Annotated in this window: 10 protein-coding genes; 2 read left to right on the forward strand and 8 right to left on the reverse strand. The window is 68.3% G+C overall.

The window, feature by feature from the left end:
* Positions 1–7: 7 nt before the first annotated feature.
* Both SBI67_RS01770 and SBI67_RS01775 read right to left on the reverse strand, forming a co-directional pair.
* Entirely contained in the window at positions 8–1,123 is a 1,116-nt protein-coding gene (locus SBI67_RS01770; protein ID WP_318979543.1) for an MBL fold metallo-hydrolase, read from the reverse strand.
* Positions 1,123–1,857 carry an enoyl-CoA hydratase gene (locus tag SBI67_RS01775; protein ID WP_318978918.1) on the reverse strand — a complete coding sequence of 245 codons (735 nt, stop codon included), beginning with the start codon at positions 1,855–1,857 and terminating at the stop codon, positions 1,123–1,125. Before SBI67_RS01775 ends, SBI67_RS01770 begins: the two co-directional genes overlap by 1 nt.
* Positions 1,858–1,978: 121 nt before the next feature.
* On the opposite strand from SBI67_RS01775, the gene SBI67_RS01780 reads away from it, so the two are divergent.
* Positions 1,979–3,448 (forward strand): carboxyl transferase domain-containing protein, encoded by a 1,470-nt coding sequence (locus tag SBI67_RS01780; RefSeq protein ID WP_318978919.1) that lies wholly within the window; start codon positions 1,979–1,981, stop codon positions 3,446–3,448.
* Here SBI67_RS01780 and SBI67_RS01785 read toward each other — a convergent pair.
* The 6 genes from SBI67_RS01785 to SBI67_RS01810 form a co-directional block, all read right to left on the reverse strand.
* Entirely contained in the window at positions 3,435–5,429 is a 1,995-nt protein-coding gene (locus tag SBI67_RS01785; protein WP_318978920.1) for a YhgE/Pip family protein, read from the reverse strand. The genes SBI67_RS01780 and SBI67_RS01785 overlap by 14 nt on opposite strands.
* 15 nt (positions 5,430–5,444) lie before the next feature.
* Positions 5,445–6,059 carry an ATP-binding cassette domain-containing protein gene (locus SBI67_RS01790; RefSeq protein WP_318979544.1) on the reverse strand — a complete coding sequence of 205 codons (615 nt, stop codon included), beginning with the start codon at positions 6,057–6,059 and terminating at the stop codon, positions 5,445–5,447.
* Between the two features lie 110 nt (positions 6,060–6,169).
* Positions 6,170–7,030, reverse strand: a complete 861-nt coding sequence (locus SBI67_RS01795; RefSeq protein ID WP_318978921.1) for a type IV toxin-antitoxin system AbiEi family antitoxin — start codon at positions 7,028–7,030, stop codon at positions 6,170–6,172.
* A 96-nt stretch (positions 7,031–7,126) separates the two neighbouring features.
* A complete protein-coding gene (locus SBI67_RS01800) occupies positions 7,127–8,005 on the reverse strand; it encodes a rhomboid family intramembrane serine protease (RefSeq protein WP_266049954.1) in 879 nt (292 codons plus the stop codon).
* Between the two features lie 2 nt (positions 8,006–8,007).
* On the reverse strand, positions 8,008–8,412 hold the full coding sequence (locus SBI67_RS01805) for a hypothetical protein (RefSeq protein ID WP_266049953.1): 405 nt from the start codon (positions 8,410–8,412) through the stop codon (positions 8,008–8,010).
* A 133-nt stretch (positions 8,413–8,545) separates the two neighbouring features.
* Positions 8,546–9,916, reverse strand: a complete 1,371-nt coding sequence (locus SBI67_RS01810) for an MFS transporter (RefSeq protein ID WP_318978922.1) — start codon at positions 9,914–9,916, stop codon at positions 8,546–8,548.
* Between the two features lie 193 nt (positions 9,917–10,109).
* Here SBI67_RS01810 and SBI67_RS01815 point away from each other — a divergent pair, with 193 nt between their 5' ends.
* Positions 10,110–11,306, forward strand: coding sequence for an L-talarate/galactarate dehydratase (locus SBI67_RS01815; RefSeq protein ID WP_266049951.1), 1,197 nt, complete (start codon positions 10,110–10,112; stop codon positions 11,304–11,306).
* Positions 11,307–11,327: the final 21 nt, after the last annotated feature.

Raw genomic sequence — 11,327 nt, forward strand, 5'->3', positions numbered from 1 at the left:
AAGCACGCTAGCCGCTCAACGCCCGCCACCACGTGTCTATCGGCCGCCCCGTCGCGGCGGCGTCCACCCGCTGCCCCGGTTTCGGCGCCGCCACCGTCACCCCTTCGGCCGACGCGGCGGTCAGCAGCCGCTCGACGGGCTCGGACCACGGATGCGGCGCCAGCCGGAAGGTGGCCCAGTGGATGGGCACGAAAAGGCCGGTGTCGGTGACGTCGCGGTGCGCGCGGACGGCATCTTCGGGGTTCATGTGGATATCGGGCCAGCCGGGGTGGTAGGCGCCGATCGGCATCAGTGTCAGGTCGAACGGGCCGTAGTCGCTGCCGATCGCGGCGAAGCCGTTGGTGTAGCCGGTGTCCCCGCCGAAGAAGGCCCGGTGCCGCGGCCCGATCACCGCCCACGACGACCACAGCGTGCTATTGCGGGTCAGGAACCGGCCCGAGAAGTGCCGGGCCGGGGTGCACACCAGCGTCAGGTCACCCACCGTGGCACTTTCATCCCAGTCCAGCTCGACGATCCGCTCCGGCGGGATCCCCCAGATGCGCAGGTGCGCGCCGATCCCCAGAGGGACGTAGAACTTGGCCCGCTGCGACCGGGCCAGGCCCTTGATGGTGTCGATGTCCAGATGGTCGTAGTGGTCGTGGCTGATGATCACCGCGTCGATGGCCGGCAGCGCGTCCAGCTCCGCAGGCACGGGGTGCAGCCGCTGCGGCCCGACCGCGCGCGACGGCGAGCAGCGCTCACTCCACACCGGATCGGCCAGCACCCGGTAACCGTCGACCTCGATGACCACCGAGGAGTGGCCGTACCAGGTGGCCGCCAGGTCGGTGGCCGGGGCGGTCGAGGTGGGCCGGATCAGCGGGATCTCGCCGGCCGGGCGCTGGCGTTGCCCCCCGGACAGCAGGTCCCGGACGAGCACCCACTGTTCCTGGCGCGTCAACTGCACCTCGGAGGCCGGTTCGCGGTTGACGAACGTGCCGCCACGGTAGTTCGGGGACGCCTTCGCCGCGGAACCGATATCAGCGGCGCCCAGCGACTCGGGTGCCCCGCGCAGCGCGCGCAGCACCCATCCGCCGGCGACCAGCGCTGCGGTGCCGCCGACCACCCGGGCCGCTTCGGTGATCATCACGCACCCAGGAAGTTGGGCGGTCGCTTCTCGAAGCGGGCGACCTGGGCTTCGATCACGTCGGGGCTGGCCCAGGCCCTGTTGAACATCCGGGTGTGGTCACCGCGCACGTTGTCGTAGGCGCCGTCGTCGTTGAGCACCCGCTTGGAGTGGGCGATGGACAGCGGGGCGTAGCCGGCGATCTCGGCCGCCCATTCCTGCGCGTCGGCCAGGGTGCCGGTCCGGTTGACCATCCCGGTCATCAGGGCGGTCTCCAGATCGAGGCGCTCGGCGGCGATCAGCATGCCACGGGCCCGGCCGTGCCCGACCAGCGAGACGAGCCGGCGGATGCTCCAGTTATCCAGCGCCAAACCATATTTGGCGATCGGGAATTGGAAGTAGGCACCGGGAGCGGCCACCCGCAGATCGCAGATCATCGCGAGGATGACGCCGGCGCCGATCGCCGGGCCGTTGAGTGCGGCGATGATCGGCACCGGGCTGGCGTCGATCGCGAGGTTCAGCGCCAGCGCCTTGTCGGGCAGGTCCTTGGCCACTCCCTCGGCGTCGGACAGGTCGGCCCCGGCGCTGAAGACAGTGCCCTGCCCGGTGAGCACGATGGCCCGGACATCCAGCGCGCCGGCTTTCTCGATCTCTTCGCGCAGCGCGTCGACGAGTGCGCCGTTGAGGGCGTTGCGCCGCTCGGCGCGCTGCATTTCCAGGGTCAGGACCTTGCCGTCCCGCGTCACACCGATCATGGTCGCCAGCCTATATAGGTTCGGCCGGGAGCTCTTCGGGGCCGGGTTTGTGCGCTGTCATCCGCCCTGATCGGCGGGTCGGGGATGAAACCGCACGGCCGCGGCCCATTACCCTCATCCTGTGAGCCGCAGCCCCGCCCTCGCAGTCCGTGATGCCGTCCTCGACCGGGGATCGTTCCGCAGCTGGGACGCCCCACCGCTGCAGGTGCCCACCTCGCCGGCCTACCGCCAGGAACTCGACGACGCCCGCACCAAGTCCGGGCTGGACGAGTCGGTGATCACCGGCGAGGGCACCGTGCGGGGCCGCCGGGTGGCCGTGCTGGCCTGCGAGTTCGACTTCCTGGCCGGGTCCATCGGGGTGGCCGCCGCCGAGCGCATCACCGCGGCGATCCAACGGGCCACCGCCGAGCGGCTGCCGCTGCTGGCCTCCCCCAGCTCCGGCGGCACCCGGATGCAGGAGGGCACGGTGGCCTTCCTGCAGATGGTGAAGATCGCCGCGGCCGTCGAACTGCACAAGCGCGCGCATCTGCCGTACATCGTCTATCTGCGCCACCCCACCACCGGCGGCGTCTTCGCGTCCTGGGGTTCGCTCGGGCATGTCACCGCCGCCGAGCCGGGCGCCCTGATCGGATTCCTGGGCCCCCGGGTGTACGAGCATCTCTACGGTGAGCCGTTCCCCGAGGGCGTGCAGACCGCGGAGAACCTGTTCCGACACGGCGTGATCGACGGGGTGGTCCCGGTGCAGGCCCTGCGCGCGGTGCTCGACCGGACGCTGTCGGTGCTGTGCGATCCGCCCGGGCCGGCCCCCGAGGCGCCCGAATTGCAGCCGATCCCCGATATCCCGGCATGGGAGTCGGTGACGGCATCGCGGCGCCCCGACCGCCCCAACGCCGAGTTCGTGCTGCGGCACGGCAGCACCAACCCGGTCCCGCTGTCGGGCACCGGGAGTGAGTCCGGGCAGATGCTGCTGGCACTGACCCGGTTCGGCGGCCAGCCGGCCGTGGTCCTCGGTCAGCAGCGGATGGGGACGCTGGGTCCGGCTGCGCTGCGGGAGGCCCGTCGCGGGATGGCGCTGGCGGTGGGGCTGCGGCTGCCGTTGGTCTCGATCATCGACACCAGCGGCCCGGCACTGTCGGCAGAGGCCGAACAGGGCGGGCTGGCCGGTGAGATCGCCCGCTGCCTGGCCGAATTGGTGACGCTGGACACCCCGACGGTGTCGGTGCTGCTGGGTCAGGGCAGCGGTGGCCCGGCGCTGGCCATGGTGCCCGCCGACCGGGTGCTGGCCGCCCAGCACGGCTGGCTGGCGCCGTTGCCGCCGGAAGGGGCCAGCGCCATCGTCTTCCGCGACACCAGCCATGCCCCGGAACTATCTGCGGCACAAGGTATTCGATCGGCCGACCTGCTACGCAACGGGATCGTGGACGTCATCGTCGACGAACGCAACGACGCGGCCGACGAGCCGCTGGCCTTCACCGCCAGGTTGTCGGCGACGATCGCCGGCGAACTGCACCGGTTGCGCACCATGCCCGAGGCCGAACGGCTCGGCCTGCGACTGCACCGCTATCGGCAGATCGGGCTCACACCTCGATAGGCGGTTTCAGCCGCTCCATCGTGTACTGCCGGTCTCTTCGGGCCGCAAACGAGCTGGCCGCCAGCGACGCCACCAGCACCCCGGACAGCACCGCGATCGCGATCCACAACCGTGAGTCGATCCCGCCTGCGATGAGCTGACGCAGGCCGTTGACGGCGTAGGTCATCGGGTCGACGGGGTGCAGTATCTGGAACGGTTTGGCCGTCGTCTCCACCGGATAGATGCCGCCGGCCGAAACCAGTTGCAGCATCAGGAAAGCCAGCGTGACCACCCGCCCGACCGACACGCCGAACAACGCGTTGAAGGCCTGGATCAGCGCCAGGAAGGTGGCCACGATCAGCAGCAGGAAACCCACCGTCGCGATCGGGTAGCGGGCGTTCAATCCGACGCCGAAGTGCACCACCAGGTACATCACCGCCACCTGGCACACCGTGATGAGCAGGGCCGGCCAGTACGACGCCAGCACCACCCGCAACGCACCCAGGCCGTTGACGATGGGCCGGGACTGCATGGGCTTGAGCAGCATCCAGATGATCAATGCACCGATGAACAGCGCCAGCGGCAAGAAGAACGGCGCGAATCCGGTGCCGAAAGTCGCCGCGGCGTTGTGGGTCTCGATGTTCAGCGTCACCGGCGCGGCCAGGGTCTTGGCCACCTGGGTGCGCTGCTCGGGCGTCCAGGACGGTACCTGGGTGGACCCTTCTTTCAGTTTGGTCGCCAGCTCCTGGCTGCCGTCCCGCAGCTTGCTGGTGCCGGCGGCCAGCTGCGTTGCCCCGGTGGACAATTGGTTGCCACCGTTGGCCAGCTGCACCAGCCCGGTGTTCAGTTTGCGGGCCCCGTTGTCCAGTTGGTGTACCCCGTCGCGCAGTTTCACCACATCGGCGCGCAACCCGCCGTTGAGCGCCCGGGTGAGGAAGACCCGCAGTTTGCTGTTCGGGTCGCCCAGCTCGTTCTCCAGTCGGGTTGCGCTGTCACGCAACTTGTTCAGACCGTCGTCGGTGCTGGGATCGATACCCTTGGCCCGCAGCAGCCGCTGCGCGCCGGCCAGCACGTCACCGGCATCGCGCACGGTCGGGTCGGGATTGGCCTGCAGCATGCCGACGGTCTGGTCGACGATCGCCGCGGCCTGGGCCTGGTCGATGTTCAGCGCGGCGATGCGGTCGGTGGTCGAGCGCACCGCCCCCGACAGCCGGGATGCCAGGAAGCCGACCTCGTCGGGATCCAGCTTCAGATCGTCGACCCGGTCCAGCATGGTGATCAGCGGACCGGTGGCGGTGTCGACCGAACTGGCCAGTTGCCGGGTACCCGCGGCCAGCTGCGCCGAGCCGTCCCGGGCGGTCACCAACCCCGCGGTCAGCGCGCCGGCACCGTCGGCCAGTTTGTGCGCACCGTCGTCGGCGGCCGCGGTACCGGTGGCCAGCTGGCCGGCCCCGTCGGCCGCCTTGACCAGCCCGGCGCCGGCGTCGGTCAACCCGGTGAGCACCGTGCCCAGGGTGCGCTGCCCGATGCTCGCGTTCACCTGGTTGATCACCTCACGGGCGGCGTTCTGCCCGATGATCGAGCCAAGGTAATTGTTCGCGTCGTTGAACGTGAATCGGATCTGGGCCTGCTCGGGCGAACCACCCGACGGGGAGGCGATATCGGCGCTGAAGTCCTGGGGCAGCGTCACCGAGAAGTAGTACTTGCCACTGGACACCCCGGCGGCGGCCTCGGCGGCCGACACCCGATGCAGCTGCAGCTGTCCCGAATCGACCAGGGCGTCGGCCACTTCCGCGCCGGCGCGGACCGGTTTACCGTCCACCACGGCGCCGGTGTCCTCGTTGACCAATGCCACCGGAATCTTGTTCACCTCGTTGAACGGATTCCAGAAGGCCCACAGGTACATCGCCCCGTACAGCAGCGGCATCAGGATGACGGTCACCAGCGCAATGCGCGGCAACGCGCCGCGCGAGAACCGCTTCAGGTCGGTGCCAAGAGACATTCCGGCAAGCACGGCTTACTCACTCCCCACATTGAGTTGGGCGCGGACGCGTTCGTCGGCGACGCCGTTGACGGTTGCGGTGACGACGGTTTGGTTCTCCCCCAGCGCGATGAGCCGCTGCAGCACGATGTCGCGGTTCCCGTCGTCGGTGATGTGATCGAGGTTGCCGACCACCAGCAGCGGCGGCGTCCCGGTATTGGCCAAGGCGATCCGCATCAGGGTCTGCTCGAGTTCGGACAGCTCGTCGAAATAGGCGGTCAGCTCGGGCAGCGGCACATCACCGAACACCGGGGCACACAACCGCGCCAGGTCGTCGGGCCCGGCCTGGCCGATGAAGCGATACCAGGACGCGTCCCAGCGCATCTGCTCGGTGACCAGGTCACGTACCGTCACCGACTCGGCAACCCGGTCCAGTTCGTCGATGCATGCCAGCGCCGATACCGCGAAGATCTCGCTGGCCGTGCTGTGCCCGAACACCGTGACCTGCCCTTGCACGGGTTTCATCCGGCCGGCCAGCGTCATCAACAGCGCGGTGCGGCCGGTGCCGGTCGGATAGACCAGCACGCTGACCCCGCCGGCCTCGACGTCCAGGTCGATCGGGCCGTAGACCGGGCCCCAAGGCCCTCGCATCGTGATACCGCGGGCGGTGACTGCCGAAGCTGCTTCTGCCACTGAGCCATCTCAACACACCCGCGGCCGACGGCGCCGTTTTCCACGTCAGGGTTGCTGATGCGCGCGATTCATGACCCTGGCGCAGAAAACGGTGGCACCCCGCGTCGCGCGAACGCTTCGCGCACTCGACGCACGATGAATCGTCGGCCGTGTTCGGCCACGACGTGCACGTTGATCCAGCCCTGCGCCGCGATCAACTCGTTGCGGCCGATGTCTTGGACCCACTGTCGCCTGTCGGTGTGGTGTTGTCGGCCGTCGTACTCCAGTCCGATCCTGGGTTCCTCCCAACCCATATCGAGATAGGCGGTGTTGAAGCCGTCGCTCACCGCTATCTGGGTGACCGGCCGCGGGAAGCCCTCGTCGACGAGTAGCAGGCGCAGCGCGGTTTCCCTCGGCGACTGGGCTCCGGCGTCCATCAGGGCCAATGCCGTTCGAGCTTGCCGAATTCCACGCAATCCCGGATAACGAGCCGCCAGCCCGAGGACGTGCGCGGCGTCCATGCGCGTCGCGCGCGCCAAGGCGTCCAGATGTTGCACCGCCTCGTCGCGAGGCAGAAAACGCGCGAGGTCCAGGGCGGTGCGAGCAGGGGTGGTCACCCGCAGATCACCCATGGTGCAGATCTCGCCCGGAGCAAGGCGTTCCTCGCGCACGATGATTCCCGGTCGAGGCCGGCGATGCTCGGTGATCAGTTCGATGGGCGTTGTCGGGTCCACCCAGTGCGCGCCATGCAGCGCGGCGGCAGCACGACCCGCGATCACCGCGCGGCGATCACTCCACAACCAGGCGGCAACGGTGTTCGTGAACAGATCCGGCGGAGCGCCCTTGCGGAGATAGACCCGGGGGTGGGCAGTCGTGTACCGCCAGCGCAGCTGACTGCGGGTGAGTCGACCGGCGGCCAGCGCTTCTGGCCCCAGCACAGCATCGTCCATGGCTGGATGGTCGCGCGGGTTGACGACGGCACGCCGCGTCGCCCACGTGCCCACTGGCGATCTGTGGATGAACCGGCAATTGTGGATGGCGCCGTACTAACCGCCGTGCAGATAGCCACCGAACATGCTCAGCAGAGTCATGCTGCGCCACCAGATCAACACCGCGAACAGTGCCAGCAACCCGACAGCCAGCGAGGTCTGGATCAGATTCCGTTGGGCGCGTGGCGCATACACCAGCCCGGCTGACACCACGCCGCCGGTCAGCAGGCCGCCGAGGTGGCCCTGCCAGCTGATGGCACCCGATCCCATCAGCGGGCCGACGAAGGTGAACGCCAGGTTCAAGACGATCAACCCGACCACCCATTTGACGTCCAGGCGCAGTTTGCGCGCCACCACGAACGTCGCCCCGAACAATCCGAACACCGCCCCCGACGCGCCCGCGGTGGCGGTGTTCAACGGTGCGATCAGGAATACCAGCACCGAACCGCCCAGCGCGGACAGCCCGTACAGCGTCGCGTACCGGGCCTGGCCGAGCAGCCGTTCCAGCGGCGGGCCGATGACGTACAGCGCCCACATGTTGAACAGGATGTGCGCGAGGCCATAGTGCAGGAAGGCCGACGTGACCAGGCGGTAGTACTCGCCGCTGGCAACGGCCGGCGGCCACAGCGTCAGGCGGCTCTCGATATCGGGGGCGGCCACCTGCAGGACGAACATCAGCACGTTGATCGCGATCAACGTGTACGTGACGTACGGGGTGTCCCCGGCCGGCCGGCCACCGAAACGACCCTCGGCCTGCCGCACGGTGGCCGCGCCCGCGTTCACGCACTCCACACACTGGTGCCCCACCGCCGCGTCCCGCATGCAGTCCGGGCAGATGTAGCGCCCGCAGCGCGTGCATTGGATATAGGACGGCCGGTTCGGGTGCCGGTAGCAGACCGGCGCCTGCGGCGGCACCTGCTGCGGGGGGACGGTCATGCCTACATGATGGCCGATGCGTGCCGTCGCCTGGTGAGCGCGTAGAGCACCGCGGTGGCGATCACCGCCTCGGTCAGCGACACCGCGGTGGCCAGCCCCATCAACGCCGGCATCGGCTCGGCCGGTCCCACGATCGGTGTGCCGTGGTGGTGGGCGGGCATGGACCAGTGCACGGCGATCATCGCCAGGTTCATCACCGCCACCACCAGCCAGGTCCGCGGCCCGCATCCACGCCACAGTTCATAGGCGCAGAACAGGCACGCGGTGGCCATCGCGATGATGAGCACCGCCGGCACCAGGCCGGCGGCGTGACCGATCATCGTGGCGTGCAGGGCCGCCGAGCCGGCGGCAACCGCCGCACACAGCCGCCGTCCGAAGACGGCTGAGGCGACGGCCCGGCGAGACATCTGTCAACTCTCGCAGCAATGCGACGTCGGCGCAGCGGGAACGTTCAGCGCGGGGTTGCGATGTTCCGCCCAATTGATCAAACGGGCGCAAAAGTGCGAGTGGACCCGGCCAATTCGTCGAACTCGGCGCGGGTCAGCGCTCCAGGTCGGCGATGTCCAGACGCTTGATCGGCCCGACGATCACCAGATAACACACGATGGACAGCACCGCGCTGAGTCCGACGTAGACCAGGGCCAGCTCGAACGACCCCTGCGTCTTGACCAGATAACCGATCACGATGGGTGTGGTGATGGCGGCCAGGCTGCCGAAGGTGTTGAACACCCCACCGGACAGACCGGCGATCTCCTTGGGCGTCGTGTCGGCAACGATGACCCACCCCTGGGCGCCGAAAGCCTTGCCGAAGAACGACACCGCCATGAGTAACACGACGAGCCAGGACGCGTCGACGTAGTTGCAGGCGATGATCGACGTCGCCATCAGCAGCCCGACCACGATCGGCAGCTTGCGCGCCTTGGTCTGCGACCAGCCGTGCCGCATCAGGCCGTCGGAGAGCACCCCACCCAAGATGCCGCCGATGAAGCCACAGACGGCAGGCAGCGCGGCGACGAAGCCGGCCTTGAGGATCGACATGTGCCGCTCCTGCACCAGATACACCGGGAACCAGGTCAGGAAGAACCAGGTGATGGTGTTGAGGAAGTACTGACCGAAGTAGACGCCGAGCATCATCCGGTTCTTGAGCAACGCCTTGACATAGTGAAGTTGGTTGGCGCCCTTGGCTTGTGCCGGCGCGGCGGCGCCGGCGTCCATGTCGACCAGGGCGCCGCCGTCGCGGATGTAGTCCAACTCGGCCTGGCTGACGCGGGGGTGGTTGCGGGGGGCATAGATGACCACCATCCACAGCAGGCCGAACACCACACCGATACCGCCGACGATGGTGAAGACGTGCTGCCATCCGGCCGCGACCACCAGCCAGCCCATCAGCGGGGAGAAGGCCGCCGCGGCGAAGTACTGCGCGGACTGGAAGATCGCCACCGACGTGGCGCGCTCTTTGGCCGGGAACCAGGCGGCGACGATGCGCGAATTACCCGGGAACGACGGTCCTTCGGCGAGACCGACCAGCAATCGCAGGATGAAGAGCAGGCCGACGGCGGTCCCCATCGAGAAGTTCCCGACGAATCCCTGACAGACCGTGAAGACGGACCACGACAGGATCGCGCCGCAGTAGACCTTCTTGGAGCCGTAGCGATCCAGCAGCCACCCGGCCGGGATCTGGGCGACCAGATACGACCAGCCGAACGCGGAGAAGATGTAGCCCAGCGTCACCGCGTCGATGCCCAGGGCGTCCTGGATGGCGTCGCCGGCCATCGAGATGGTGGAGCGATCGGCGTAGTTGATGACGGTGACCGCGAACAGCATCGCCAGGATGACGTAGCGCACGCGACCGGCTTTCGGCGCCGGGACATGGGCTGGGCTGCCGACCGGCACTGCGGCGGTGGGGTGCATCAGGACTCCTCGGGTGTCTCAGGTCACAACGGTGACCCTCGCCGACTCTAAACACCCGGATACATGCCCGTCCAAGCCCGATTCGGTATGCAGCGATGCGCTTTCGGCATCAAAAACGCGATGCGCGGACTGCATCAATAATTCCACAATCGGTGTTGGACTGGATCGAAGCGGAGTCCCTACCGTGGAGTGCATGACCACCACCGCCCCCATCAGCAGTGCCCTCAGCGCGCCCGACGCGGCGATCAAAGCGCTGGCAGCGGGCGCGGCCACCCAGGACCGCATCGACCGGGTGACACTGTCGTCGGTCACCCTGCCGCTCAAGACACCGATCAGCGACGCCAAGGTGCTGACCGGGCGGCAGAAACCGATGACCGAGGTCGCCTTCCTGTTCGCCGAGATCCACACCGCCGACGGTCACTCCGGGATCGGGTTCAGCTACTCCAAGCGTGCCGGTGGGCCCGCGCAGTTCGCCCACGCCCAAGAGGTCGCCCCGGTCCTGATCGGTGAGGACCCCAATGACATCGCCAAGATCTGGACCAAGCTGGTGTGGGCCGGCGCGTCCGTCGGCCGCAGCGGCGTGGCCACCCAGGCCATCGCGGCGTTCGACATCGCGCTGTGGGATCTCAAGGCCAAGCGCGCCAACCTGCCGATCGCCAAGCTGATCGGCAGCCACCGCGATTCGGTGCCGACCTACAACACCTCGGGCGGGTTCCTGCACACCCCGATCGAACAAGTGCTGGAAAATGCGGCGGCGGCGCTGGCAACCGGCATCGGCGGCATCAAAATCAAGGTGGGACAGCCGGATTGGCGCACCGATATCGCCCGGCTGGAAAAGGTGCGCGAACACCTGGGCGACGACGTGCCGCTGATGGTCGACGCCAACCAGCAATGGGACCGGCCCACCGCCATGCGGATGGGCCGCATCCTGGAGAAGTTCAATCTGGTGTGGATCGAAGAACCGCTGGATGCCTACGACGCCGAGGGGCACGCCCACCTGGCCCGCGCCTTGGACACCTCGATCGCCACCGGCGAGATGCTGGCCAGTGTCGGCGAGCACCAGCGCCTGATCGACGCCGACTCGGTGGACATCATCCAGCCCGATGCCCCGCGCATCGGCGGTATCACCCAGTTCCTCAAGCTGGCCACGCTGGCCGAGCAGAAATTCCTGCAACTGGCACCGCATTTCGCGATGGAGATCCACCTACACCTGGCGGCCACCTACCCACACGGCGTGTGGGTGGAGCACTTCGACTGGCTGGACCCGCTGTTCAACGAGCAGTTGGAGATCAGCGACGGCCGCATGCACCTCTCGGATCGCCCCGGGCTGGGCTTCACCCTCAGCGAGCAGGCGCGCGCCTGGACCGTCGGCACCGCCGACTTCACGTGATCTCGGCGCGCGTACCCGCGG

Source organism: Mycolicibacterium chengduense (genome assembly GCF_033741155.1).
GTDB lineage: Bacteria > Actinomycetota > Actinomycetes > Mycobacteriales > Mycobacteriaceae > Mycobacterium.

Bases quoted from the DNA above. Each gene is read 5' to 3' on its own strand.
- SBI67_RS01770 (WP_318979543.1), bottom strand. From the start codon at position 1,123: ATGATCACCGAAGCGGCCCGGGTGGTCGGCGGCACCGCAGCGCTGGTC.
- SBI67_RS01775 (WP_318978918.1), bottom strand. From the start codon at position 1,857: ATGATCGGTGTGACGCGGGACGGCAAGGTCCTGACCCTGGAAATGCAG.
- SBI67_RS01785 (WP_318978920.1), bottom strand. From the start codon at position 5,429: ATGTCTCTTGGCACCGACCTGAAGCGGTTCTCGCGCGGCGCGTTGCCG.
- SBI67_RS01790 (WP_318979544.1), bottom strand. From the start codon at position 6,059: ATGCGAGGGCCTTGGGGCCCGGTCTACGGCCCGATCGACCTGGACGTC.
- SBI67_RS01795 (WP_318978921.1), bottom strand. From the start codon at position 7,030: ATGGACGATGCTGTGCTGGGGCCAGAAGCGCTGGCCGCCGGTCGACTC.
- SBI67_RS01800 (WP_266049954.1), bottom strand. From the start codon at position 8,005: ATGACCGTCCCCCCGCAGCAGGTGCCGCCGCAGGCGCCGGTCTGCTAC.
- SBI67_RS01805 (WP_266049953.1), bottom strand. From the start codon at position 8,412: ATGTCTCGCCGGGCCGTCGCCTCAGCCGTCTTCGGACGGCGGCTGTGT.
- SBI67_RS01810 (WP_318978922.1), bottom strand. From the start codon at position 9,916: ATGCACCCCACCGCCGCAGTGCCGGTCGGCAGCCCAGCCCATGTCCCG.
- SBI67_RS01815 (WP_266049951.1), top strand. From the start codon at position 10,110: ATGACCACCACCGCCCCCATCAGCAGTGCCCTCAGCGCGCCCGACGCG.